We start from the raw sequence: 24,863 nt of genomic DNA on the forward strand, positions 1-24,863 counted from the left end.
ATTGATTGATATACAAATTGGTAAGCCGTATGCGTTAGTAGCGCACGTACGGTTTGATAAGGGGCTGGCTTAGCAATAAGTCGGCCTACTTTCTTGTTCCAAAACAAATGTGATTGGAAGAGCAAACTGACAAGCCTGCAGAGATCAGGATAACAATGACTTCCACAATGACCGATTTTCGGATTCTCCGGCTAAGGCATCATAAGTATCTGGTAAGTACGATAAAACCAGATCAAGAATGAAATCAATCTACATAGATTTCTACGAGTAAGTTTTTTTCTTTAATAATACTGGCTTGTAAGCCATAGTTGAGGACTGTGACAAATAGCTGCTCGTAATTAGGAAATGACTGAAAGTATAATAGTTCTTGGGTTGAAATATAATTTAATGCGCATATAATAAAGTAAGGAAGCTTGGAATCCTTACTTTATTTGGAGGTGGATATTATTAATGGTTACTAAGAATATCCCAAATGCTGATTCAAGGAAAACTGCTAAACCTGAACAGTTTGAGAAATCCAAAATTAAGATTTCAAGCAAACGACAGATTACAATACCGTCCAAGTTCTATGAAGCACTTGGTTTTGACAAGGAGATAGAATGTATCAAGTCTAATGGAATGCTGATTCTGATACCAGTAAAATCTGATGAGTCCTATTTTGCTGAAGAGATTCTAAAGGAACTGATCAATCAGGGCTATTCTGGAGAAAAGCTTTTAGACGAATTCAAGAAAATGAGTCGTAAAGTAAAACCAGCTGTAGAAAAATTGATTGAAGAAGCTGATAGGATTGCAGAATCGGCATCTGCTTACTATGTAGATGAGACAGATGACATCTTTGGAGATTAGGAAACGAGGAGTGAGTTATATTCCTGTAACTTATATGCCAATCGCTGAGAAGTAGTCCAGAAAGATAGCCATCTGAAAAGTGCATACATATAGTAAATATAATTGATTATTCATTTGTTATTTAGATACTGGCGTCAGTTTTGTGATAAAATATTCGTAGAGTGATGAAAGGAGGGATTTTTATGGCAACTTCATCTTTTGATAAATCATTTATCCTTAAGGATAAAAGGGAGGTAGCATCTTTCACAAAAATGATTATTAAGCCTCACAAAAGCATAAAGATAGATAGGACACTAACATCGCCAAGCAATGAGAGGCGAGGTGAGCTTAAATTAAAGAAAATGTTGTCTCGCTAAAGAAACTGATAGAAATGAGTGATGAGGCAAAGGCCCAGGAACTTATTTCTATTTTTGTTTGCAGCAAAGATATTGATATTGAAAACTTCATTAAACAGAAGGCAATAATGTTTGAAAAACTTGGTAAAAGTAGAACATTCCTGGTTTTTGATGAGGATTCAGATAAATTTAATATATTAGGATATTATACTATAGCAATTCAAGTGTTAAAAATACCATCTGAGTTTTCTAATCGGAGAATATTAAAACTAGATGGACTAAGTGCGAAAAGGAACGGTGAAATAATAACAGAACTTCCAGCCATACTGATAGGCCAGATTGGGAAAAATGAGCTATACAAAGATAATGTTACAGGTCATAAGATCATGGAATTTTGCTTGAACACAATATTTGATGGGCAAGCGCGGTTGGGTGGACGCTTGATCATACTTGAGTGTAAGAAGGTTCCATACTTTTACGGATTTTACGAGCAGTTTGGTTTTAACAAACTTGAAAAAGAATATCAGGATGATGAATTTGTTCAATTCTTTAGAATCTTTGAAGAGAATGAACTAGTTAAAAATTAATAATTTCAGCACTTCTTCAGAAGTGCTTTTTTTTATGTTCTTTGAGGGATATAACGATACTATATGTATAGTGCAATATAGCAATAAGACATTATTAATTTTATGCTTATTTGAAAAGCGCTGATACATTAATAACTATTAGATCAAAATATTGTGAAAACGTCAACAGTAAAACGTATCCAAATGATTGACTGAGAATTGATGTACGTTTATAATATGTAATATGAGTTTATATAAGTACATGTATGTTTGGAGTGAATTATGAAGGTAATAGGAATAGGCGACAATGTTTGCGACAAGTACTTGAACCTTAAGAAGATGTATCCGGGAGGACAGGCACTGAACTTCGCCGCCTTCTGCAGGATGAATGGGATCGAAGCATCATATATGGGGGTATTCGGCTCCGATGATGTCGCGAGACATATCCTCAATACTCTGTCTGCCATGGGGATAGACTACTCCAGATCAAGGTTCTACGATGGGGAGAACGGCTACGCTGTGGTAGACATAGTAGATGGTGACAGGGTGTTTGTGAGGAGCAACAAGGGAGGAATGCTCAGGGAGCATCCACTAGAACTCACTGAGGCTGACCTCGAGTATATAAGGAGCTTCGATGTCATCCACACCAGCAACAACAGCTATATGGACAAGGAGCTAAGTAAGCTGAAAGGATTGGTTCCGATTTTGTCCTATGATTTCTCACTGAGCTGGAAGGATGATGAAAGGTTAAGGTCAGTTGCTCCGCTTATCGATGCTGCAATAATGTCCTGTTCCGGACTGACTATGGAAGAATGCAGGGACCTTGCTTTAAGGGTCCATGGTATGGGGACAAGGCTTGTGCTCATGACTATGGGTGAAGATGGGTCAATGTTCTATGACGGGACGGAGTTCTATAGGCACAGGCCTGTTCAGGTCAAACCATTGGATACCTTGGGGGCAGGCGATTCCTTCACAGCAGGATTCCTCGCCATCTATGCGACGGGAACTCTTGTTGATGGGATAGGACCTGAAGACACGCTTTACAACGACATTGTGGTATCTGCGTTTGAAACAGGAAGCAGGATGGCGGCAGAGGTTTGCATGAGATACGGAGCCTTCGGGGAAGGCATGGATTTTGACGAAGCTTAGTTCTTAGCAATAGATAGCATAAAATTTCAAGGAGTGATGGCAATGTCTTATATGCTTGGAGTGGACGTAGGAGGGACCTTTACGGATTTTTCCCTTTACAATACGGACACCAGGGAGATACAGAATTTCAAGAGAAGCTCAACACCGGATGACCCTTCGAGGGCAATTGTAAGCGGGATTATCCAGATACTTGAAGAGTGCAAAATAGCACCTGATGAAGTATCTTTCCTTGGACATGGAACAACTGTCGCGACAAATGCTCTGATCGAGAAGAAGGGGGCAAGGACTGGACTCATAACTACATACGGCTTCAAGGACCTAATGGAGATAGGTAACCAGAAAAGGCCATCACTTTATAATCTGCTTAAGGACAAGCCAGAAAGCCTTATAGTTCCTGGCTGCAAGTGCGAGGTCAGGGAAAGGGTAATGCATGACGGCACTGTAAAGCTGCCGCTGAATGAGGATGATGTTAGGAACGCAGTCTCATTCCTTAAAGACCAGAAGGTGGATTCTATAGCTGTATGCACCCTGTTCTCATTCATCAATCCGGTGCATGAGAAGAGGATAAAGGAGATTATCTCGGAAGAGTTTCCTGAAGCCTACGTCACAATATCAAGTGAACTTGTGAACGAGTTCAGGGAATATCCAAGGATGAGCACGACAGTCCTTAACTCGTATCTGGGACCAGTCATGAAGAAGTATGTCAGGAACTTCGAGAACAGTGTAAAGGAAGTCGGGATAGAGACAAAACCATATGTAACACAGTCAAACGGGTCGATAATATCGATCGCTGAGACGATAGATTATCCTATAAAGACTGCTGTATCAGGACCAAGCGCAGGAGCGGTGGGAGCATCTTACCTGTCAGGACTAAGTGACGAGCACAAGATAATAACCTTCGACATGGGAGGGACGAGTGCTGACATAAGCCTTATCCAGAACGGGAAGCTGCAGGTATCCTATGACAGGTATGTTGAAGGGTATCCGGCAAGGGTTCCTATGATAGACATAATAACGGTTGGAGCAGGTGGAGGTTCAATTGCGAAGATCGACGAAGGCGGAGCCATGAAGGTAGGCCCAAGGAGCGCAGGGGCTGTGCCCGGACCTGCATGTTACATGAGGGGTGGACAGGAACCTACAGTCACTGATGCCAACATAGTGCTCGGGAAACTTAACAGGCACAAGATACTCGGCGGAAAGATGGATGTTGACAGGACGTTGGCAGAATCTGCCATTGAGAAGAGACTTTGCTCTGAATCAGGACTTGACGTTATTGATGCTGCAGCCGGAATAATCTCAGTAGTCAATTCCAACATGGTAAGGGCAATAAGGGGAGTCTCGATAGAGAGGGGCTACGACCCCAGGGAGTTCATACTTATGGCCTTCGGAGGGGCAGGACCACTTCATGCATGTGAAGTGGCAGCGGAACTCGGAATAAGCAAAGTCCTTCTGCCAGGATCACCAGGAACACTCTGTTCACTGGGACTTCTCATGGCTGATACCAGGTTTGACCTCAGCCGGTCAAGGATAATGCTTGCAAACAGGGAAAACCTCAAGGAAATCAGGAAAATATTCACGAACCTTAAGGAAGAGGGCGATCAGCTGCTTGAAAACGAGGGCGTCCCTTCAGACATGAGGAAGTATGTATATTCCCTTGACTGCAGGTATGAAAACCAAAACTATGAGATCTCAATGGAGATATCCGATGGACAGATGGATGAGAAGATACTCTCCGAGCTCATCGAAGGCTTCCATGAGGAACATAACAACTCCTATGGCTACTTCGACAGGAACAAGAACATACAGCTTGTAAATTACAGGCTTGGTGCAATAGGTATAATCGACAAGCCGACTATACCTGGAAGCGATAAATTGGTACATGACGATGTACCGGTTACCGAGTTAAGGCAGGTAAGGTATGAAGGAAGCAGAGAATTCATAGAGACAAGGATAATTCAGAGGGACAGCATCAAGAGGGGAACGGCGGTTTATGGTCCTGCGATAATCGAACAAATGGATTCAACCTGCGTAATACCTCCGGGATGGAAGGCATATAACGACAGATACGGGAACCTCATAGTGACGCATGAAGGAGGTAAGGCCTGATGGACAAGAATCGCGTAGATGCGGTAACAATCGAGATAGTAGGTAACCTGCTCCTTTCGATAGCAGAGGAAATGGGACATGCCCTGATAAGGAGCGCATACTCGACAAACATAAAGGAAAGACGAGACATCTCAACTGCAGTCTTCGACCCTGAAGGGAATATGGTATCGCAGGCTGAACATGTGGCAATGCATCTTGGATCACTGCTTGGCATAGTGCATGAGGTATACAAGAAGTTCGAGACAAGTGAGATTCATGAAGGGGACATGTTCATAGGCAATGATCCGTACAATGGCGGAGGAACCCATCTTCCTGACATAACTCTGGTTGCACCCGCCTTTGTGGAAGGAAAGCTTGTAGGCTGGGTAGCGAACCTTGCACACCACAGCGATGTAGGCGGAAAGGTACCTGGATCTACCTCGGGAGATGCCATAAGCATATTCCAGGAAGGGCTTAAGATCCCTATAGTCAGGATCATGAAAGAGGGAACCCTTGAAAAGGACATAGTCAACTTCATAGCAACCAACAGCAGGCTGCCTAAGGAAAGGCACGGAGACCTGCAGGCACAGGTGGCGACAAATACGGTTGGCATCAAGAGACTCAAGGAAGCATACAGGAGATACGGTGACCTGCTTATAGAAAGCATGCACGAGCTTCAGAACTATGCGGAAAGGAAGCTCAAGGCAGGAATAAAGGACCTTAAGGATGGCATATACACATTCACCGACTACATGGACGACGCTGGAGTGGCATCCAAGAATCCAATACCTATAAGGGTAAGGATAGAGATCAAGGATGACACCATGACGCTTAACTTCGCAGGCACGAACCCGCAGGTGAACGGTCCAATAAACGTCACCTACAACGGGCTGCTGGCGACAGTATTCTACTCACTGAAGGCACTTATCAATCCGGACATCCCGTCGAATGCAGGAATATACAGGGCATTCAAAATAGAGTGTGAGGAAGGTCTTATAATCAATGCGAAAAATCCTGCACCGGTAGGAGCCAGGATAGACACCTGCCAGAGGGTTGTCGATACGATTTTCGGGGCACTTGCCCCAGCAGTCCCTGACAGGGTGATCGCTGCCTGCAACAGCTCGGTGACGTCAGCGATATTCTCTGGAAAGGATCCAAGGGATGAAGACAAGTTCTTCGTATACCTTGAGGTCGTTGCTGGAGGATCAGGTGCAAGCAGGTATAAGGACGGACTCAGCGGAGTACAGGTACATATGACTAACACTTCGAACCTTCCGGTAGAGGCCCTTGAAATGGAGTTCCCGCTTGTGACTGTCAACAGATACGAGCTCAGGGAGGACAGCGGCGGAGCAGGAACCAACAGAGGCGGACTTGGAATAACAAGGGAATATGAAATCATGTTCGATGGTATATCCTATACAGGGCTAGGCGACAGGCAGATATTCCTGCCATGGGGGCTTGAAGGCGGCCTTGAAGGAGCCGGAGGTGCATACTTCCTCGAAAGGCATGACGGAAGCAGGCAGCAGCTACCATCAAAATGCACTGATATCCCGCTTAACAAGGGCGACATCATAAGCGTCAGGACACCGGGTTCAGGTGGCTATGGCGACCCAGTAAGAAGAGAGCCTGAGAGGGTACTCATGGATGTGATAGACAGGAAAGTATCACCGAAGAATGCAGCTGCTCTATACCGTGTCAAGGTGATCAAGGATGGGTACACATGGAAAATTGACGAAGCCGAGACAAATATGCTCAGAGGCAGAGGTTAGGCCTATGTCGGATGTCATTCTGAAAGTGGAGGGACTTACAATAGCCTTCAGCAACAAGAAGGAATCCTTCAAGGCTGTTGAGAACATAGGCTTCGAGCTGAAAAAGGGAGAGATACTCGGTATAGTGGGTGAAAGCGGAAGCGGGAAGACGATAACCTCCAAGGCAATACTGAACCTGCTGCCTGATAACGCTGGTGTGAGTGAAGGAAGCATTTCCTTTCTGGGAAGAGAGCTTGCAGGACTCACAGAAAAGGAAATGGAGAAGATAAGGGGGACTGAAATCGCAATGATCTTTCAGGACTCCAAGATGGCGCTTGACCAGGTATATACAGTCGGCTCACAGATAACCGAGGCAATACTCACACATGAGGACATAAGCAGGGATGCAGCGAAAAAAAGGGCTCTGACTCTGCTGGAATCAGTGAAGATACCCAATGCTACACGAGTATTCGATTCATATCCCTTCGAGCTTTCAGGTGGAATGTGCCAGAGGGTGATGATTGCGATAGCACTCTCGTGCTCGCCCAAGATACTGATAGCAGATGAGCCAACCACTGCGCTTGATGTCACAGTCCAATCCCAGATCCTGGACCTTTTGAAGGAGATCCAGAGAGTAACCTCAATGGGGATACTTCTGATAACCCATGACCTGGGTGTCATATCTGAAGTGGCAGACAGGGTGATCGTAATGTATGCAGGAAAGATAATGGAAGCTTCGACGAAGACTGAACTCCTGGAAAATCCTGTACATCCTTATACCAGAGGCCTCATAAGGTCAATGCTGAAGATGGATACGGACCTGGAGGTGCTTTACAGCATCGACGGGGTCGTTCCGGACATCAAGTCAATGCCAGAAGGCTGCAGGTTCAGCACAAGGTGTCCGCTGGTGATGGAAAGATGCCGCAAGGAGGATCCCGGAATCATAAGTGTCTCACCAGGCCATCTGGTTTCATGCTTCAGAAGCGAAGAAATAGTAAGGGGGGAAGCTCTTGAGTGAAGTCTTGTATGAAATAGACAACCTGACCAAATACTTCAAGATAAGACCAAAGCTTTTCTCCGGTGAAAAGAAAGTCGTCCATGCAGTCGATAATGTAAGCTTCAGTATCCTGAAGGGCGAGACCTTCGGGCTTGTAGGTGAATCAGGCTGTGGAAAAAGCACACTTTCAAGGACAATACTCAGGTTGGAGAAGGCTGACTCAGGCTCTGTGATCTATAAGGGCACTGATATCCTGACAATGGGTTCAAAGGAATTGAGGAGCCACAGGAAAAAGATGAGGATGGTCTTCCAGCAGCCATATGACTCCTTGAATCCAAGGGAATCAGTAAAGGACATAATATCGGCTCCGCTTCGGCTGCATACTCAAATGGGCAGCCAGGAAAGGGAAAAGGAAGTGCTGAGACTGATGGAGCTTGTCGGGCTCAGCAGCAGATACATCAACAGATATCCCCATGAGTTTTCAGGAGGCCAGAGGCAAAGGATCGGCATTGCGAGAGCAATCGCGGCCGACCCGGAACTCATAATCTGTGATGAGCCTGTATCGGCGCTTGATGTTTCGATACAGTCACAGGTGCTTAACCTGCTTAAGGACATCCAGAAGGAATTCGGTCTGACATATATGTTCATATCCCATAACCTTGCAGTTGTAAAGCACATGTCAGACAGGATAGGCGTCATGTACCTTGGAAAGCTCATAGAGGTAGCACCAAAGGGAAGCCTTTACCTCAGGTCTCTCCATCCATACACCCAGCTGCTTATGTCTGCGATACCTGAGGTGAAGATGAAGAATCCGGCAGGCTACAGGCCAATAACTGGCGAACTGCCTAACCCTGCTGACCCTCCCAAGGGTTGCAGGCTATGCGGCAGATGTCCCTACGAATTCGAAAGATGCAAGGAGAATCCTCCTGAACTTAAAGAAGTGGAACCTGGCCACCTTGTAGCCTGTTTCCTTCATCCCGGGAAGGAGGCATCGTCAAATGGTTAAATTCATGGCAAGAAGGCTTGGAATAGCCGCAATACAGATACTTGTGGTCACAACTATAGTTTTCGTGCTCCTGCATATGATGCCGGGGGATCCTGTGCTGACAATGCTGGGGTCTGATGTTAACCATGATCCGGCTGTTGTTGAAGCAATCAGGGAAGAACTGGGTCTCAATGAAAGTATCCCGACACAGTATTTCAGCTGGATTAAGGGAATCGCGACAGGAAATATGGGGAAGTCATATAGCGAGAAGATACCGGTTATGGAAGCAATTGCATCAAGGATCCCAAGGACTCTTGAGCTGGCATTCTTTGCCCTTCTTCTAGCATGCCTCATAGGCATCCCCCTGGGTGTCATCTCTGCAATAAAAAGAGGCTCAGTCATAGATACGCTGCTTACAATGGTGGCATCTCTCGGGATCTCAACCCCGGTCTACGTGCTTGGATATCTGCTGGTAATCGTGTTTGCCCTTGATGTGTTCAAGCTGGGATTGCCAAAGATGCCGGCCAGCGGTTATGTGGATATCACCAAGAATGTGGCTGAACACTACAGGAGGCTGATACTGCCTACGGTAACTCTATCCATGGGCCTTGCAGTTTCGATAATAAGGATGACCAGGTCATCCATGCTTGAGTCCATGTCAGGGGATTATGTCATTGCTCTCAGGGCAAAGGGAGTAAGGAAGAGGAAAATACTCATAAGACACATCCTCAGGAATTCACTGATACCGGTAATAACAGTCATCGGACTCCAGGCTGGAACTCTTATCGGAGGTACTGTGCTTGTGGAGAATGTCTTCAACTGGCCAGGACTATCAACACTCCTGGTCAAGGCAATCAACTACAGGGATTATCCACTGATACAGGGGTGCATATTTGTTATGGCCAGCATGGCGATACTGACAAACCTTTCTGTAGATCTTATTTACGGGGTTCTTGACCCGCGTGCAAGGTAGGTGAGTGATGAAGAAATTTGGAATCTACCTTGAGAATAGGAAATTCGTAATAAGCATGATAATACTTATACCGCTGCTTATCGTGGTTATATTCGGAAACAGGATAATACCAAATGATCCTCTTGAGATGAACACCACGATGATCCTCCAGGGCTCATCATTAAGATTCCCTCTGGGCACCGATGAATTCGGAAGGTGCATACTTTCAAGGCTGATACTCGGTATAAGGCCATCTATATTCGTGGCACTTTCTGCTACAGCGATTGCATTCGCTGCAGGCTCGATCCTGGGAATCCTCTCAGGCTACAGAGGCGGTGTGCTCGGAAATGCAGCAATGAGGGTTGTAGAAATAATACTGTCGTTTCCGCCCATACTGCTTGCAATGCTTATAGTAGGGCTGTTCGGAGCAGGAGTAAGGAACCTCATAGTGATTATTGGCATACTCTACACACCTCACTTTGCAAGAATAGCCTACTCCAACACATTGAAGCTCAGGAAGATGGAATATGTGGAAAGTGAGATTTCAATAGGCTCAAGCCTTCCATCGATACTTTTCAAGACCATTTTCCCGAATATACTCGCATCACTGATCATACAGGTTAGTCTTACCATATCAAACTCCATACTCCTTGAATCAGGGTTAAGCTTCCTTGGACTGGGAGTGCAGCCGCCGGACCCTTCATTGGGGCAGATGATCGGTGATGCAAAGACCTACATTTCATTCAACTATATGTATCTCGTTTGGCCATCGCTGTTTCTCCTTCTGATGATCCTTGCAGCCAACCTGCTCGGTGATTCCTTAAGGGACATTCTGGATCCTAAACTCAAGTCCAATATATGAATTGAAAGGAGACCCGCAATGAAAAAGCATCATGTCAAACTTCTTGCAGCTGTAGCTCTCTCCACCATGATTCTTGCAGGCTGCGCAGGCCAGACTCCAGCGACACCAACTACTCCTTCAGGAACAAGCGCACCTACTGCATCAGAGATCAAGGATGAGGTTGTAATCGGAATAAGCGCCGAACCAGCAACTCTCGATCCCCATATCCAGTCCGGTCAGGCTACAAGGCTGATCAAGCAGAACATATACAGAGGACTCATGTCCTATCAGCCGGACAACAGCAAGGCAATGGAACTTGCAGAAAAAATCGAGCTGCAGGCAGACGGAATCACATACAAGGTGACACTCAAGGACGGACTTAAGTTCCATGACGGAAGCAATGTGACTTCAGACGATGTCAAGTACTCAATTGACAGGATCCTCAATCCAGATTCCAAGGCTACCTTCGGTGCGGATTTCAGGCTGATGGTTGACAAGGTTGAGGTAGTCGATGCCAAGGTGTCCAACATAATCCTCAAGAAGCCTTCGACTCCATTCCTTGACATGCTGGCACTTCCTGAGACAGTAATAGTGTCAAAGGCATGGTTCACCAACACTGCTAATGACCCTGCAATAAAAGCAATGGGCAACGGACCTTATATTTTCGAATCCTGGGACAAGGGAAGAGAGATAAAGGTCAAAGCATTCGCTGATTTCTATAAGGAAGGCAAGCCCGAATCAGATGCCCTGAGGTTTGTATTCTACACTGATAATGCTACAAGGGCGAATGCTCTTCGAAGCGGTGACGTGGACATCATCGACTATGTGCCATCGAATGAGGCTATAGCCTTTGAATCAGCAAAGGACGCAGTGCTTGATATATCAGTAGCTCCAATCATGCTCCTTCAGTTCAACGTAAAGACCGGACCGCTTGCTGATCCTAAGGTAAGGCAGGCAATAGCATATGCTGTCGACAGGGAAGGCGTAATAAGCGCGGCATTCATGGGAAGAGGTATTCCAATATATGGGTTCCCTACACTGAAAGGCCAGAACGGCTATGATGGAAAGTACGACAACTTCTTTACAGAAGACCTTGCTAAGGCAAAGGCACTCCTTGCTGAAGCAGGATATGCTGACGGGTTCAAGATCAAGATACTTGCTACCTCTACTTACGATATGCACAAGCAGACAGCTCTCGTAGTTCAGTCAAGCCTAAAGCAGATCGGAATTGATGCGGAGGTTGAGCTTCCTGACTGGGCAACAAGGATATCAAGGTCAAATGTAGGAGACTATGACATACTTGTATCCGGAACTACCGGAAACATACTTGACATGGACTGGGTAACAAACTACTTCGCAAGCGGAGAGCCAAGGATGAACAGTTCTGCATGGTTCGCTAACGAGGAGATTGACAAGCTTCTTGAAGAAGGAAGGACAACGGTTGACGAGGCAGAAAGGGCGGTCATTTACGACAAGTTCAGGCTAAGGGCACTTGAGCTTTCACCATTCGTATTCATAAACTACAGAGAACAGATATTTGCGATGTCTGACAAGGTAAAGGGCTTCCAGAACATGGACGGCATACTTACCTACACTTCAGGAATAACACTGGAGAACACTACAGTAGCCAAATAGGCAAAACGTCGCAAGATAGGAGATTTTATGGAAGTAAAAGAGATAATACAGGATATTCAGAAGAATCGCATAGGCAAGGGCGAACTCAAGCATGTATATTTTGTAGCCTGCGGAGGGTCGCAGGCTGCCATTTATCCTGGTCACTACCTGCTGAAATGCGAGGCAAAGGGTTTTACCACATCAATACACAACAGCGGTGAGTTCAATGCTGCAACTCCGAAGGCACTTGATGAGAGGAGCATCTGCATAATCTGCTCGCTGAATGCAACCAGAGAAACTGTTGAAGCTGTTCAGACTGCAAAGGCCAAAGGAGCGGTTGCAATTGCAATGACAGGCTTCCCGGACACTCAGATGGCCAAGGAAGGTGAATACGTAGTAGTATACTCCAATGGCAACGACCAGATATACTCGGAAAGCAACCAGTCGAATTCACTGAGGCTTGGCTTTGAGATCCTTAAGCAGTATGAGGACTACGAGGACTATGAAGTGGCTATGGAAGCATACAAGGCTGTTGACGGAATAATCGCAGAGGCAAAGATTGATTTCCTTGAAGATGCCCAGAAGTTCGCTGAAGACTACAAGGATGACGGCATACTCTACATCCTGGCCAGCGGATCGCTATACGGGACTGCATATTCACTGGAAGCATGCCATCTCATGGAGATGCAGACTAAGCATGCTGTGCTGCTTCATTCCGGTGAATATTTCCATGGACCATTCGAGACCACTGATGAGAAGCTTGCTATGGTTCTCTTCAAGGGAAGCGGAAAGACAAGGGTCCTTGATGAGAGAGTCGAGAGATTCATTGACAAGTACAACAGACACCACAAGATATTCGATATCCTGGACTTCACCAAAGGCAGGATCGACTCAAGGGTTTCAGAATTCTTTGACCCGGTCATAATGATACCGATGGAGAGGTTCTATGTATACCAGATGTCTCTAAAAACAGGACGGTCCTTCGACTACAGGAAGTACATGTGGAAGGTAGAGTATTAGGAATTAGGTAACAGAACTTCATAGTATCAGCTGAATATGGATGCTGCCGTCTAAACTGGCAGCATTGTATTAAGCAGCTGATAATAATTCAGAATAACCATTAGAAGACAATTGTTTTTTAGGTATAATAAAATCAGGCGTAATGATGCAGAACAATAATGCATCTGATATATCCAGAAAGTTGGATATCAGCCTATAAGCATTTTGGGGAGGTTTCGTATGGTCTTCGATAAGAATTGTGTCACTCCGCTGTATGTGCAGCTTAAGGCGGAGCTTATGAACAGGATAAACAACGGAATATTGAAGTCAGGCGAGCAATTGCCTCCTGAACTTGAGATGGCAGACAACTTTTCGGTAAGTGTAGTGACTGTAAGGTCTGCTGTGAATGAACTTGTTAAGGAAGGCCTGATCGAGAAGAAGAGGGGTAAGGGAACGTTTGTTTCCAATACCAAGTACAAAAGGGACTACACTAAGATCCAAAGCTTCTCAGACTCGTGCAGGGCAATGGGTTCGGTACCTGGAAGCAGAGTGCTTGAGATGAAGCTTGAAAAAGCAGACAGCTCACTTGCACAAAAGCTTGGAGTAAATTCAGGAGACAAGGTTCTCTATATTTCACGCCTTCGGACGGTCAACGGAGAACCTATGGTAATCGAGAAGAACTACTTTTCTGAAAGGTTTGCTGACCTTCTAAATGCTGACCTTGAGGCGAATTCACTCTTTGGGATACTTCAGGAGAAGTATGGTATCACAGTAACCAAATCTTCAAAAGAGGTTGAAATAGCCAGGACAACAAGTGAAGAAGGTAAGCTTCTCAACCTATCAAAGAACTATCCAATACTGCTGGTAAAGAGCGTGGCATACGACCAGTTCGATACACCTGTCTATGTCGGTTCACAGGCAATAAATGGAGAACGATTCACATTGAAAATATGATTTATGATACCTCAAATCGGCTAGGATTCCGGTTTGAGGTTTTCATTTTCATTTTTGAATCATATTGCTGACAATTCGGGTGTAATAATGACTTTTGCTGATTGATTAATATATTATTCCATATCTGTAAATATAAAAAGGAAATAAAAAGTTATTTATACCAAACAAATTGGTGTTAAATCGTATTTATGATATGATAATGGTATTACTATCAAGGAAGGTATCGCGATGGAGTTTACAATTTTGATAATTTTCTTGTTCTTCTGGTACTTCACTAAAGGTAGTTCCACAATGAAGTACAATAAGTCTGAATACAAGGGAATGACAGGTAATACTTATGAGTCAGTGGTTCAGGACAAGGGAAAAATTGGGGAAATGCTCACTTTTTCTGAAATGTCGAGGCTTCCAGGGACAAAAAGGATATTCGCCAACCTCTACATACCTCAACGCGATGGCACTTTGACAGAGATTGACCTTATACTTATCAATCGAACAGGGATATATGTCATTGAATCGAAAAACTACAGCGGATGGATATTTGGAGATCCAAATAGTTTCAAATGGACTCAGACATTGCCGAATGGTGAAAAGAACAGGTTCTACAATCCAATCTGGCAGAATAAGGGTCATATAGATGCTCTTCTGGAAGTTTTGACCGATGTGAGGAGAGAGTATTTTCATTCTTATATAGTATTCAGTGACCGCTGTGAACTGAAGGCAGTTACAAGCACCTATGAAGCTATTGTGACCAAAAGACGGGATTTGCTGGAAAAAATGACCGACAGGTTTAATAACAGCCGGACCATCTTCAATGAAGACAACATAGAGCAGTATTCAGTAGCTCTTCAGAAGTTTGCATCAATTAGTCAAGAGGAGAAAGAAAGGCATATCGAAAGGGTCAGAGGAATGAGGAACTGAATGTCCGATTCTCCTTATATTCTCATTTGTTCAAACTAAAGGCAGATATATATGAAATCCCCATAATGATGGAAACACAGTAAAGTGTTTAGTCATATGGGGATTCTGTTTTTAAATGAACAAAAGACAGATTTTGAAGTAATCAGGATAATCCGTACGGTAGTGCAACTCAAAATTGCAAAATTATCGTTCAAAATTGCAATATTTGAGAATTAAAGTATTATTGTAAAAGAGTAGACTTGAATTGTAAGGGAGCTTGATTGAAATGAGTACGTTAAATGGAAGGCAGTCAGATATGCTAAGGACTCTGGTCAAGAGCAATTATCCGATACCAATCGAATATTTTTCTGAGACATACTCCAAAAGCGAAAGGACAGTAAGGAACGATTTAAAAGCCCTGCGCTCTGCGCTGGAGGAAATCGGTGTCCAGATAAAGAACTCACAGAAGAGCGGCCTGTACATTCCTGCTTCACAGAAGGATACAGCGAGAAATCTGCTTAACTCAGTTAAGCAGGATACGGAGATACTTAACTGTCTGGAAACCGAATCTGGAAGGATAAAGAACCTGTTCCTATTCCTGATGCTCCAGAACAAGCCGATTAGCGCTGATGAGATTGCAGACAGGTTCTATATCAGCAGGTCAACCATATTGAGGAACATCCAGGAGCTGAACAGGATGATCGGCGACCATGCAATTGGTGTGACGTCCATCGTATCCCAGGGGTTCTTGCTTCAGGGTGACGAGTACCGGATAAGGACATTCGCGGCAGAAATCCTGAAGGATGCTTTCAGCGGAAGCTTCATCAATGAGGACTGGTATGTGCTCCTGCCTGTTGTGCTAAGGGACCAGATTTCGCTTGATGAGATCACAACCATAAGTGCAGCAATCAAAAAGTTGAACCTTGTATATGATGTATGGCTGTCAAACGAAGCTTTCCTTAGTCTCCTTGCTTACACAGTAATACGTAAGATCAGGCTTGCAAGTAATTGTCCCATGACCTTTTCGAGGACGGAGATGAACGAAGGGGAATACTTCTGCGAAGTCAGGTTTATCAATGACCTTATCAAGGAGCTTGGTTCAGGAGGTTCAAACGAGGATGAAGTATCGTGCTACCTAAGCAGCCTGATAGGCAACGACATAATCATAAGGACCGATGGTGGCTCAGACAATGCCAATCTAAGCGATGTTATCAGCAGAATGATTGACGTTCTTGAAAGTGAATCATCGGTAAAGTATGACAGGAATGCACTTTATCTGGACTTGTACCATCACCTTCAGAGATACCTGAAGCATAAGGAGGAAATGACATCAGAAGACACAGATTCAGTCCTACTTCAGGTGAAAAGTGATTATCCGGAATTCTTTGCCAGTGCATCAAGGATGGCAGAAAAAATGGAAGGCATTTGCGGTATACAGCTATCTGAGCAGGAAATACTATACATTGCCGTATACCTTGTGAAAAACCAGAATGAGCGAACGGATGCTCCAAAGAAAGTCCTGGTGGTCTGCGCAACTGGTAAGGGATTGTCGACACTTCTTTCTACCAGGATCAGGAAAGCCCTGCCAAGCATAGACATTGTAGGCTCGGTTTCAGTGTACCAGATAGAAAACTTCAATTTCGGAAATGAAATTGACTTTATCGTAAGCACTGTACCACTAAGGATCACAGAGTATCCTGTTGTGAAGATATCATCAGTTCTAAGCCTTCAGGATATACAGAGGATTCAGGAGTTCCTCCACTACGGTAAGCTGATAGACAAGATACCCTTCAACTCTCACGAGATGGCAAGCTTCAGCAGTAAGGGAGAAGGGAATGGCAAGAAGCTTACCAAGCATAGTGAGGATATCAGGAAGAACATGGAAGAATCATCTTCGGTAATTAGCGACCTTATAATGACTCTTATGGAGTACGTTACAAAGCTTCCTGTAGATTACTACATGGATCAGGACAGGATGTTGGGACTGATAATTCACCTGGTAATGGCAATCCCGAGGTGGTTTAGGGATGAAGGATATGATGATGACATACTGCCAGCTTACGAGAAACTAAAGGAAGAGCATCAGAAGGTATTCATGATAATGGAGAAGTACTTCGGGATCATTGAAAGACAACTCTATGTGTCCTTGTCGATTTCAGAGAAATATGCATTCTACCTATATATTTTACGAGAGGACTAAGCGATGGATTCAATCGAAATAAACAATTTGGAACAACACGTCAGGGATATCAGGAACTATATGTTGGAAGTGGAGGTAATCGAAAGGTTTCTTGAAGATAATCTGCTGGAGCTTAAGGAAGACCACAGGCTGCTTTTCTGGAACCACTTCATAACCTTGTTCAAAAGAATAGACCAGAATGAACAGAACAATCTGGATAAGGAAGAAACTTTCACTGCTGAGAAGGAAGCTGAGATGCTGACAGCAAAACTGCATGACAAACTTATGGAGGTAAGGAATTTCAAGACGACTGAGTTTGAAGAGTTTCTGGTGCTTGTGTATATGCAAATGCTAATCGACGAAAGGAGAAAAGAAAATGAGTAAGCCATTGATAGTAATCGGACACAGACTGGGTAAAGGCCAGAATGTCGCTAAAGGTATAGAGAAGGCAGGCGGGGAAGCGTATGTCATTCCTGGAGTTGCTGCTGACATGAGGATTGGAGATGTAATGAAGGAAATGAACGCGGACCTTGGAATTTGCTTCTGCGGATCAGGAGGAGCTGGTGCGATTACAGCTAACACAAAATTCGGCTACAAGGCAACACATCACCTGAGGACTGTCGAGGCAGGGTTACAGGCTGTCAAGGAAGGCAACAAGGTACTGGGTTTCGGCTTCATGGACACAGAGGAACTTGGCGAAAAAATAACCCTTAGATTCATCCAGATGCAGGGTAAATAACAGATATGGAAAATTGTCTGAAGGAATTGATAGAGGTCATTACAATCACTGGAAAAGGCACGACAAAAAAGGAAGCAGTCGAAAAAGCTTTCTCAAACCTTCAGAAAGAAGTGTTCAAGAAGGTGCCGGATCCCATCATACATATGGTTCCAAACAAGGTCTTCTTCAGGGATGTAAGGGAAACCGAGAAAGATGAAGCATTCATGTATGTATTCATGAAAAGAACAACAACAACCTTCGATGTAACAATAGATGTTGAAGTCACAATAAAATACATAGAATTATGAGGAGGAAATCATGCTAGAAATCATCTTGAAGTCTATCGTAATCGGAGCACTCGGGGGAGCGGCAATAGCTGCGGGTGCTGCAAGGATGTTCCATGCTCCTAAGCTGCAGGGTATGGGTGCGTTCAGGACACTTGGAGAAATGAATGCCTGCAATGGCGATCCGATTTCACACTTTTCATTCGGACTCGGCTTTCTGATCACATCTGCCGCTGCTGCACTAGGTACAGGAGCCCTTACTCAGGATGTACTTCACAGGGTAATTCCCAACTGGGCGGCAAGTATAGTGACCAGAGGCGGAAAGAAGGAAAACCTGCAGAATCCCGCCAACATGCTGATTGCAGGAGCTTTCATCGGAATGATAGTATTCGTTCTTCTTAACACGGTATCGTCCCTTGTGCCTGTAAGCATAGCAACAGTAGCCAGGGCAATTCTTACACCAGCTGCAAACAATATGATCAACCTTGTGATGCCTCTTCTGTTCCTGTGGGCAGCTCTTGATTCAGGAAAGACAACAGGATTGTGGTCGATATCCCTTGCAGGTGTAATGATGCTGGTATCCGGCAACAGCCTTCCTGGAATAATATTCGGAATACTAATAGGAAATACCGCTGAAGAGAAGGGCTACAAGGCCAAGTCAACAAGGACTCTTATTGCGGTGGTAATAATAATGATACTGATGATAGCATACTTCAGGGGATTCCATACAAAGTTCCTTGCGATGTTCGGAATATAACGGGGGTGACGAAATGAGAGAAAAACTTGAAACTCTTCTGATGAAAGACAACATGTTCATAATCCTGATTGCAATGGCTTCAGCAGCCATATTCGGGTCGACCTCGCTCTACCTGACAAGCGGAACAGGAATCACAAACGAAATTGCAATAGCTGAAATGCTCAAGGCAGGAATGACCTCAGGAGACTATACTGCAGCTGCTTCATTCGCTTCAGCGTTCCTTATCGCGAGAATACTTGAAGGTCCGCTTGTAGGTATACTTGACATCGGTGGATCACTTATGACGGGAGTGGGAGTAGGAGTGCCTGCACTGATTCTGTCATTCGGTTGGAGCTTTCTTGTCTACAACTTCGGTCTTGCACTTATTACCGGATTCGGTGTCGGAGCAGCCATAGGTATAGCAATTATCGCAATAAGAAAGCTTTCACCAAGCGACACTCCAATGGGTGCTGTTTCAATCATGATGGGAGCTGGAAACAAGACTGGAGAAGCTCTGGGACCACTTGTTCTCATAAGTGCCATAGGCTACAGCATCCCATGCGGATTGGGAGCGACAGTTGGAGCAGCGATATTCTACAAGTTCCACAAGCCAATAGTCGGTGGAGCTATTCTAGGCTCGATGGCTGCAGCTGTGATACTCATGGCAATGGGTATTAACCCAGTAGTGGCAAAATAAGATGAAGACGTTACTTAAGAATGGAGTACTTGTTGATAAAACAAGTACTCTGAACCATAAGACTGTATCAGTACTCATCGAGGATGGAAGAATATCTGAGGTTTCAGAAGACATAAGCGAAGCTGGTTATTCGGTCATTGACCTGAACGGAGCCTTCGTATCAGCAGGCTGGATTGACATGCACGTACACTGCTTCAATGAAGCCTGGGACGAAGGCATATCGCCAGACAGGGTGGGTGTTGAAAGCGGAGTAACAATGCTTGTAGATGCAGGCAGCAGTGGTGCTGACAATGTTGAGGAATTCTTTGAAAAGTCTGCGACACATAAGACGAAGATACGTGCCATGCTTAACATATCAAGGCTCGGGCTTACTACGCTGCATGAGCTAAGGAAAATTGAAGATATTGATGTTGAAAGAGCCATAGGAATGGCTGAGGCATATCCTGATTTCATTGTAGGCTTCAAGCTCAGGGCTAGCGCTAGCGTAATGGGTGATGACTTTGATAATCCCTTCCTGCTGGCCAGAAAGATCCAAACGAAAGTCAAAAAACCACTAATGGTCCATGTAGGGAATTTTCCACCCAGCCTGGATGATGTGCTTGGCTATCTGGAGAAGGGTGACATTGTCACCCACTGCTACAATGGAAAGCCTAACGGTATTATTTCAGACGGACTTATTAGGGAAAGCGTGCTGAAGGCACGTGAGCGAGGTGTCCTGTTTGATGTTGGCCACGGTACCTCGAGCTACAGCCATTCTGTTGCAAGAAATTCCAAAGCTCTGGGATTTTATCCTGATACGGCAGGCACCGACATATACAGGAAAAATGTGGGAGGACCGGTGTACAGCCTGGCGCATACCATGAGCAAGCTAATGAGCCTTGGGTACACTATGGATGAATGCATAGCCATGAACACAGTGAATGCCGCAAGCGCCCTAAGATTGGACAGTTACGGTAGTGTTAAGCCAGGTAAGGTGGCTGACCTAAGTGTCTTCAGAAAAATCGTGCGGGAATCAATAATCCTGGACAGTGAAGGCGAAGAGATCAATCTGAATGAGCAGATTGTTCCAGTGGCTGTGGTTATCGATGGTGAATGGAAGGAGACAATTTATGGAAATGAAGAACATATACACTGAACAGGGCCTTAAGGGTGTCATCAACGCTTCTGGTAGAATGACAAAGCTTGGAGTATCGACTATAAGTGATGAGGTTGCTGATGTCCTGGTAGATGCTGCCCAGAATTATGTCGTAATCGACGATCTTCTGGAATGGGCCGGGAAGAAGGTAGGACCTCTAGTGGGATGTGAAGATGCCTGCATCACTTCAAGCGCCTCAGCTGGAATTGCATTGTCAGTTGCATCCCTAATATGTAAGGATAATATCCAGAAAGTCGAGCACTTCTTCGATACAGTAAAAAAGGACAGCAAGAGGCAGGTTATACTTCTAAGAGGACACAACATCAATTTTGGGGCACCTTTATCGACAATGCTTGAGCTTGGTGGTGCTGAGATTGTAGAAGTAGGCTATTCGAACAAATCAACTCTTGGAGACATAAGGGATGCAGTTAGTGATAAAACCCTTGCCATAGTCTTCGTAAAAAGCCATCACTGCGTACAGAAGAATATGGTAGGTATTGAGGAAACGATAAGACTTGCCAATGAACTTGAAGTGCCGTGCATAGTTGATGCGTCAGCAGAAGAGGACCTTTCTGCATATATAAAAATGGGGGCAGACTTCGTATGCTATAGTGGAGCCAAAGCCATAAGCGGCCCTACATCAGGCTTTGTAGCCTGCAAAACAGAAGAATATGCAAAAAACATGAGACTTCAGTACAGTGGGATAGGAAGAGCCATGAAGGTCGGAAAAGAAAACATAATGGGTCTCGTCAAAGCAATAGAAATTTACCAGACCAAGCCGCATACCAGCATGGTAGGGACTGATGACCTTAAGGAATTTATGGCTGAAGTTAATGCAATTGAAGGACTCAGGTGCTCCATAATACAGGATGAGGCTGGAAGGCAGATATTCAGGGCAAAGGTTGATTTCGATGAGCCCAAGTATGGATTGAGTGCTAAGCTGGCGGCAAAAGCCCTCTCGACACGAAATCCCTCAATATTCACAAGAGACCATCAGGCGAACATCGGGTCACTTGCAATAGATCCACGCCCATTGAATTCAAAGGACGAGCTTTTTGAAATATTGAATGCGCTGAAACAGCTAAAGGGAGATAAGAAGATTGGATAGACTTGATTTTTACAAAGGAAGAATATGCCTTAACGTGCTTGGAAACAACCTAAAGAATGCAGAGGAAATAGTTGAAGCGGCAGAAGGCCATGTGGTTGTTGGTGTTTTATCCGCAAATTATCCTGATACAACTTCCGCAATCGAGAAAATGAAAAAATACCAGGAAGTAACCAAGGATAGACTTTCTGTCGGACTTGGAGCAGGAAATCCTAACCAGTGTTACATGGTGTCTGATATATCATCAGTCATAAAGCCAGCCCATATAAACCAGGTGTTCAGTGCTGTGGGCATGACGAGAGCGGCACTTGATGGGAGCAGCAACTGGATCAATTCACTGGTCTCACCAACGGGAATGCCTGGTATGGTCAATATATCGACTGGCCCGCTAAGCTCGAAGGAAGATAAGGCTATCATACCTGTGAGAACTGCGATAGCGATGATCAAGGAAATGGGTGGAAACTCCATCAAATACTTTCCAATGGGAGGGCTAAAGACCGCAGACGAGTTTAGGGTGGTCGCCAGAGAATGCGCTGGAGCAGGGTTTGCACTGGAGCCTACAGGCGGAATAGACATGGACAACTTCAGGGAGATACTCAAGATTGCCATTGAAGAAGGTGTTGAGAAGATAATTCCACATGTATACTCCTCGATAATCGACAAAACCACAGGAGATACTAAAGTGGAGGATGTCAGGAAACTTCTTTCAATCATAAAGGAACTAATTGAATAAATGATGAAATATCAAATATAAATATTGATCCGCTGTATTGTTTTCACATATTTGTGAACTAACAAATAAAGCGGATTTTTACTGTTCAAAATAAGTTTCCAAGCAAATCACTGTTGAAATCCTGTTTCCACATTTTTTATTCATTCTAAGCTCGAAGTTCCATAGTTGTGCCTGAAGTCTTGGATTTGTATAAGGCTATCAAGGGTTACCTGTCAGTAACTTGTTTGATTTACAGGTTAGAGAAAGAATAGGGTACATAGGAAAGACCCTTCCCTGAATTCCGACTGCTAAGCTGAATCAAAGAAGGTATCATAAACAATTGTCATGGCTACTTTTGTGATTAGTACGAAAATGACGGAAATGCAGCAAGATACACCTAATGTCGCTTAAAATACCGGTGCCTTATAAGAGACTTTACTAGTTGAGCATAGAGATAGAAGTCACAGGTGCAGGAACTGGTAACATTTATGGCGAAATATCGTAAATGTGAAGCGTGAATTTATGGTTGATAACCATTGAGTGAACAATCAATTCTTCAGAAGAATCTAACCTTATAGCTTACATGGCAGTGTTTGACCCACACAGGATTTGAAAAGCCCTCAAGAGTTCTGCCAAATCCAAGCTTTCCTACAGTTGAATCCGATGAAGTGCTTAACTTGACTTTGGATTCTCCAAGAAAATGAGTGAAGCATTTAGCATGTGCCTCGGATTCACGCAGACCATATTTCCTGTAAAAGCGATGACTGCCGGTGATAATGTCAGGTTCTGGATATGAGTCACTAGTTACGGTCCATTCATAGCCGCTGTAAGGCGAGTCATCTTCCTTAACTTTTCCAGTCCATAAGCCGCTTGATTCAGTACCTGGAGAGATATATCTCACATATTGCGCATCTACGCCTGCAATCCTGAACATAAGGAACGCCAGGTGACTATCCAGTTGATGAGGCTGTATGTACCAATACCATGTAGGTAACGTCCGGGATGTTCCAGTTAAAGTGTCAATTGACTCTGGAGGTCCTTCAAGTTCAATCCAGACATGAGACATCCTGACAGAACCTATATTGAAAAAACGTTGAAGCACCATCTTTCTGCAATCCTGCACCATTATGAGCAGAAGAGCCTTGCCGTTCTCGTGGATCTTAATATTCCATTTTTGCGGAACATTTTTTCTCGCGATATCCGGATCAACATAATAACATGAAAACATCTCCCTGACGTCGTAAATATCCATGGAAATTGGAATTGAAATCCTGGCTGCCACATTGCTCGCCTCCTTTAACAGACAAATGGAGTGGCATTAAAATTCTTTAGGATTTAGGTATGCAAATTTAAAACTTTGCTTAACATGAGGTTATCTCGGTCAGAATAACCATATCCTCTATCTTCTTGAATGATAGCTTAGAAAAATCAACTGCGGGTATCAGTTTCTTGAACAAATGGAGAATATGACACTTAAGCAATATTGGAAATTCTCATAAAATACATTTTCCAGTAATCAAGTAAGGTAGAGTCATTTGTAATTTTGAACTGGTTAGCAGCACATTTCATGTAAAAATGTATTTTTATAGAAGAATTGGTCCTTGTGGTCAAGAGAATACAAAAGTAGAACTGATAACTGGTTATGAAGCATAACATTGAATGGAGAAAGTGTGTGCAAGATAACTGTAAAAACATGATATAATTGGAATATAAGTGGCCAATCGACAAGAATTGGCAGAGGGAGATTATCAGATGGCAGGTGCGTATATTGATCCTCCAAAGAAGATTCCATTCTACATAAGGATCGGGATGTATGTCACGAAGAAAGTGACCGGTATGGACCTCCTGGTTCCAAAGCTGCTTGCATGGTATCCAAGGTCAGCAATTGGCTCAGCAGCGCTTGAAGGGCTTATGGCAAAGCCTGAGGGTGACATTTCGGAGAGGCTGCTTAAGCTTATAAGGATCCAGGTATCGCTTATAGTAACATGCCCGTTCTGCATTGATATGAACTCATTTGAAAGTGACAGGCACGGGATAACAGATGATGAGATAAGGAGCCTTCAGGTAATGGAAGATTCACATACCTTCACAGATCTCGAGAAGCTTGCTTTAAAATATGCGAGGCTCATATCAGCTACACCTGTGAAACTCGATGATGAATTCATGGACATGATGAAGGCTGCGTTCAACGAGCGTGAGATACTGATGATCGCGTCTACTGCTGCGCAGGTGAACTATTGGGCAAGGCTCATCAAATCACTCGGAGTGCCTCCTGCAGGATTCACTGACAGTTGCAGCATTGACTGAATTGACCTGACTTGGTGTAACG

General features: G+C 44.3%; 25 protein-coding genes. 24 read left to right on the top strand and 1 reads right to left on the bottom strand.

The genetic code is table 11. The features are described from left to right. Positions 1-450 precede the first annotated feature (450 nt). The 23 genes from J2Z34_RS15890 (at position 451) to dagF (ending at position 22,555) form a co-directional block, all read left to right on the top strand. Positions 451-846: an AbrB/MazE/SpoVT family DNA-binding domain-containing protein gene (locus J2Z34_RS15890; protein WP_209460855.1), complete on the top strand. Its 396-nt coding sequence runs from the start codon at positions 451-453 to the stop codon at positions 844-846. A 182-nt stretch (positions 847-1,028) separates the two neighbouring features. Continuing rightward, positions 1,029-1,202, top strand: coding sequence for a hypothetical protein (locus J2Z34_RS15895; RefSeq protein WP_209460856.1), 174 nt, complete (start codon positions 1,029-1,031; stop codon positions 1,200-1,202). A gap of 14 nt (positions 1,203-1,216) precedes the next feature. Continuing rightward, positions 1,217-1,768: a hypothetical protein gene (locus tag J2Z34_RS15900; RefSeq protein ID WP_245250856.1), complete on the top strand. Its 552-nt coding sequence runs from the start codon at positions 1,217-1,219 to the stop codon at positions 1,766-1,768. Positions 1,769-2,029: 261 nt separating this feature from the next. Beyond that, on the top strand, positions 2,030-2,896 hold the full coding sequence (locus J2Z34_RS15905) for a PfkB family carbohydrate kinase (protein ID WP_245250857.1): 867 nt from the start codon (positions 2,030-2,032) through the stop codon (positions 2,894-2,896). 42 nt (positions 2,897-2,938) lie between these two features. After that, complete coding sequence (locus tag J2Z34_RS15910) at positions 2,939-5,002, top strand: hydantoinase/oxoprolinase family protein (protein ID WP_209460857.1); 2,064 nt, start codon at positions 2,939-2,941, stop codon at positions 5,000-5,002. After that, on the top strand, positions 5,002-6,750 hold the full coding sequence (locus J2Z34_RS15915; RefSeq protein ID WP_209460858.1) for a hydantoinase B/oxoprolinase family protein: 1,749 nt from the start codon (positions 5,002-5,004) through the stop codon (positions 6,748-6,750). The genes J2Z34_RS15910 and J2Z34_RS15915 overlap by 1 nt, the downstream gene beginning before the upstream one ends. 4 nt (positions 6,751-6,754) lie before the next feature. Next, positions 6,755-7,747 carry an ABC transporter ATP-binding protein gene (locus J2Z34_RS15920; RefSeq protein WP_209460859.1) on the top strand — a complete coding sequence of 331 codons (993 nt, stop codon included), beginning with the start codon at positions 6,755-6,757 and terminating at the stop codon, positions 7,745-7,747. Then, on the top strand, positions 7,740-8,732 hold the full coding sequence (locus J2Z34_RS15925; protein WP_209460860.1) for an ABC transporter ATP-binding protein: 993 nt from the start codon (positions 7,740-7,742) through the stop codon (positions 8,730-8,732). Before J2Z34_RS15920 ends, J2Z34_RS15925 begins: the two co-directional genes overlap by 8 nt. Beyond that, on the top strand, positions 8,725-9,684 hold the full coding sequence (locus tag J2Z34_RS15930; RefSeq protein WP_209460861.1) for an ABC transporter permease: 960 nt from the start codon (positions 8,725-8,727) through the stop codon (positions 9,682-9,684). Before J2Z34_RS15925 ends, J2Z34_RS15930 begins: the two co-directional genes overlap by 8 nt. A gap of 7 nt (positions 9,685-9,691) precedes the next feature. Then, positions 9,692-10,525 (top strand): ABC transporter permease, encoded by an 834-nt coding sequence (locus J2Z34_RS15935; protein WP_209460862.1) that lies wholly within the window; start codon positions 9,692-9,694, stop codon positions 10,523-10,525. A gap of 18 nt (positions 10,526-10,543) precedes the next feature. Next, positions 10,544-12,139: an ABC transporter substrate-binding protein gene (locus J2Z34_RS15940; protein ID WP_209460863.1), complete on the top strand. Its 1,596-nt coding sequence runs from the start codon at positions 10,544-10,546 to the stop codon at positions 12,137-12,139. A gap of 27 nt (positions 12,140-12,166) precedes the next feature. Further along, positions 12,167-13,138, top strand: a complete 972-nt coding sequence (locus tag J2Z34_RS15945; protein ID WP_209460864.1) for an SIS domain-containing protein — start codon at positions 12,167-12,169, stop codon at positions 13,136-13,138. Positions 13,139-13,357: 219 nt separating this feature from the next. After that, positions 13,358-14,071, top strand: a complete 714-nt coding sequence (locus J2Z34_RS15950; protein ID WP_209460865.1) for a GntR family transcriptional regulator — start codon at positions 13,358-13,360, stop codon at positions 14,069-14,071. Positions 14,072-14,362: 291 nt separating this feature from the next. Continuing rightward, on the top strand, positions 14,363-14,989 hold the full coding sequence (locus J2Z34_RS15955; RefSeq protein WP_209460866.1) for a nuclease-related domain-containing protein: 627 nt from the start codon (positions 14,363-14,365) through the stop codon (positions 14,987-14,989). Positions 14,990-15,254: 265 nt separating this feature from the next. Next, complete coding sequence (locus J2Z34_RS15960) at positions 15,255-17,168, top strand: BglG family transcription antiterminator (protein WP_209460867.1); 1,914 nt, start codon at positions 15,255-15,257, stop codon at positions 17,166-17,168. Positions 17,169-17,171: 3 nt separating this feature from the next. After that, positions 17,172-17,531, top strand: coding sequence for a hypothetical protein (locus J2Z34_RS15965; protein ID WP_209460868.1), 360 nt, complete (start codon positions 17,172-17,174; stop codon positions 17,529-17,531). Continuing rightward, a complete protein-coding gene (locus tag J2Z34_RS15970; RefSeq protein WP_209460869.1) occupies positions 17,524-17,886 on the top strand; it encodes an SFCGS family glycine-rich protein in 363 nt (120 codons plus the stop codon). Before J2Z34_RS15965 ends, J2Z34_RS15970 begins: the two co-directional genes overlap by 8 nt. Positions 17,887-17,891: 5 nt before the next feature. Continuing rightward, on the top strand, positions 17,892-18,173 hold the full coding sequence (locus tag J2Z34_RS15975; protein ID WP_209460870.1) for a DUF4312 family protein: 282 nt from the start codon (positions 17,892-17,894) through the stop codon (positions 18,171-18,173). A 10-nt stretch (positions 18,174-18,183) separates the two neighbouring features. Next, on the top strand, positions 18,184-18,906 hold the full coding sequence (locus tag J2Z34_RS15980; RefSeq protein ID WP_209460871.1) for a DUF4311 domain-containing protein: 723 nt from the start codon (positions 18,184-18,186) through the stop codon (positions 18,904-18,906). A gap of 13 nt (positions 18,907-18,919) precedes the next feature. Then, positions 18,920-19,582, top strand: a complete 663-nt coding sequence (locus tag J2Z34_RS15985) for a DUF4310 family protein (protein ID WP_209460872.1) — start codon at positions 18,920-18,922, stop codon at positions 19,580-19,582. Position 19,583: 1 nt separating this feature from the next. Next, positions 19,584-20,717, top strand: coding sequence for an amidohydrolase/deacetylase family metallohydrolase (locus J2Z34_RS15990; RefSeq protein WP_209460873.1), 1,134 nt, complete (start codon positions 19,584-19,586; stop codon positions 20,715-20,717). Continuing rightward, the gene (locus J2Z34_RS15995) at positions 20,698-21,825 is read left to right on the top strand and encodes a DgaE family pyridoxal phosphate-dependent ammonia lyase (RefSeq protein WP_209460874.1); all 1,128 of its coding nucleotides are present in this window, start codon (positions 20,698-20,700) and stop codon (positions 21,823-21,825) included. The genes J2Z34_RS15990 and J2Z34_RS15995 overlap by 20 nt, the downstream gene beginning before the upstream one ends. Next, positions 21,818-22,555 (top strand): 2-dehydro-3-deoxy-phosphogluconate aldolase, encoded by a 738-nt coding sequence (gene dagF, locus J2Z34_RS16000; RefSeq protein ID WP_209460875.1) that lies wholly within the window; start codon positions 21,818-21,820, stop codon positions 22,553-22,555. The genes J2Z34_RS15995 and dagF overlap by 8 nt, the downstream gene beginning before the upstream one ends. Positions 22,556-23,090: 535 nt before the next feature. On the opposite strand, the gene J2Z34_RS16005 is transcribed toward dagF, so the two are convergent. After that, the gene (locus J2Z34_RS16005; protein ID WP_209460876.1) at positions 23,091-23,816 is read right to left on the bottom strand and encodes a hypothetical protein; all 726 of its coding nucleotides are present in this window, start codon (positions 23,814-23,816) and stop codon (positions 23,091-23,093) included. Between the two features lie 470 nt (positions 23,817-24,286). Here J2Z34_RS16005 and J2Z34_RS16010 point away from each other — a divergent pair, with 470 nt between their 5' ends. Then, positions 24,287-24,841, top strand: coding sequence for a carboxymuconolactone decarboxylase family protein (locus J2Z34_RS16010; RefSeq protein ID WP_209460877.1), 555 nt, complete (start codon positions 24,287-24,289; stop codon positions 24,839-24,841). The last annotated feature ends 22 nt before the right edge of the window (positions 24,842-24,863 follow it).

The organism is Youngiibacter multivorans (genome assembly GCF_017873395.1).
Classification (GTDB): Bacteria; Bacillota; Clostridia; order Clostridiales; family Clostridiaceae; genus Youngiibacter; species Youngiibacter multivorans.

Excerpts from the sequence above, each read along its gene's own strand:
- J2Z34_RS15890 (WP_209460855.1), top strand. The coding sequence starts at position 451 with ATGGTTACTAAGAATATCCCAAATGCTGATTCAAGGAAAACTGCTAAA.
- J2Z34_RS15895 (WP_209460856.1), top strand. The coding sequence starts at position 1,029 with ATGGCAACTTCATCTTTTGATAAATCATTTATCCTTAAGGATAAAAGG.
- J2Z34_RS15900 (WP_245250856.1), top strand. The coding sequence starts at position 1,217 with ATGAGTGATGAGGCAAAGGCCCAGGAACTTATTTCTATTTTTGTTTGC.
- J2Z34_RS15905 (WP_245250857.1), top strand. The coding sequence starts at position 2,030 with ATGAAGGTAATAGGAATAGGCGACAATGTTTGCGACAAGTACTTGAAC.
- J2Z34_RS15910 (WP_209460857.1), top strand. The coding sequence starts at position 2,939 with ATGTCTTATATGCTTGGAGTGGACGTAGGAGGGACCTTTACGGATTTT.
- J2Z34_RS15915 (WP_209460858.1), top strand. The coding sequence starts at position 5,002 with ATGGACAAGAATCGCGTAGATGCGGTAACAATCGAGATAGTAGGTAAC.
- J2Z34_RS15920 (WP_209460859.1), top strand. The coding sequence starts at position 6,755 with ATGTCGGATGTCATTCTGAAAGTGGAGGGACTTACAATAGCCTTCAGC.
- J2Z34_RS15930 (WP_209460861.1), top strand. The coding sequence starts at position 8,725 with ATGGTTAAATTCATGGCAAGAAGGCTTGGAATAGCCGCAATACAGATA.
- J2Z34_RS15935 (WP_209460862.1), top strand. The coding sequence starts at position 9,692 with ATGAAGAAATTTGGAATCTACCTTGAGAATAGGAAATTCGTAATAAGC.
- J2Z34_RS15940 (WP_209460863.1), top strand. The coding sequence starts at position 10,544 with ATGAAAAAGCATCATGTCAAACTTCTTGCAGCTGTAGCTCTCTCCACC.
- J2Z34_RS15945 (WP_209460864.1), top strand. The coding sequence starts at position 12,167 with ATGGAAGTAAAAGAGATAATACAGGATATTCAGAAGAATCGCATAGGC.
- J2Z34_RS15950 (WP_209460865.1), top strand. The coding sequence starts at position 13,358 with ATGGTCTTCGATAAGAATTGTGTCACTCCGCTGTATGTGCAGCTTAAG.
- J2Z34_RS15955 (WP_209460866.1), top strand. The coding sequence starts at position 14,363 with ATGAAGTACAATAAGTCTGAATACAAGGGAATGACAGGTAATACTTAT.
- J2Z34_RS15960 (WP_209460867.1), top strand. The coding sequence starts at position 15,255 with ATGAGTACGTTAAATGGAAGGCAGTCAGATATGCTAAGGACTCTGGTC.
- J2Z34_RS15965 (WP_209460868.1), top strand. The coding sequence starts at position 17,172 with ATGGATTCAATCGAAATAAACAATTTGGAACAACACGTCAGGGATATC.
- J2Z34_RS15970 (WP_209460869.1), top strand. The coding sequence starts at position 17,524 with ATGAGTAAGCCATTGATAGTAATCGGACACAGACTGGGTAAAGGCCAG.
- J2Z34_RS15975 (WP_209460870.1), top strand. The coding sequence starts at position 17,892 with ATGGAAAATTGTCTGAAGGAATTGATAGAGGTCATTACAATCACTGGA.
- J2Z34_RS15980 (WP_209460871.1), top strand. The coding sequence starts at position 18,184 with ATGCTAGAAATCATCTTGAAGTCTATCGTAATCGGAGCACTCGGGGGA.
- J2Z34_RS15985 (WP_209460872.1), top strand. The coding sequence starts at position 18,920 with ATGAGAGAAAAACTTGAAACTCTTCTGATGAAAGACAACATGTTCATA.
- J2Z34_RS15990 (WP_209460873.1), top strand. The coding sequence starts at position 19,584 with ATGAAGACGTTACTTAAGAATGGAGTACTTGTTGATAAAACAAGTACT.
- J2Z34_RS15995 (WP_209460874.1), top strand. The coding sequence starts at position 20,698 with ATGAAGAACATATACACTGAACAGGGCCTTAAGGGTGTCATCAACGCT.
- J2Z34_RS16010 (WP_209460877.1), top strand. The coding sequence starts at position 24,287 with ATGGCAGGTGCGTATATTGATCCTCCAAAGAAGATTCCATTCTACATA.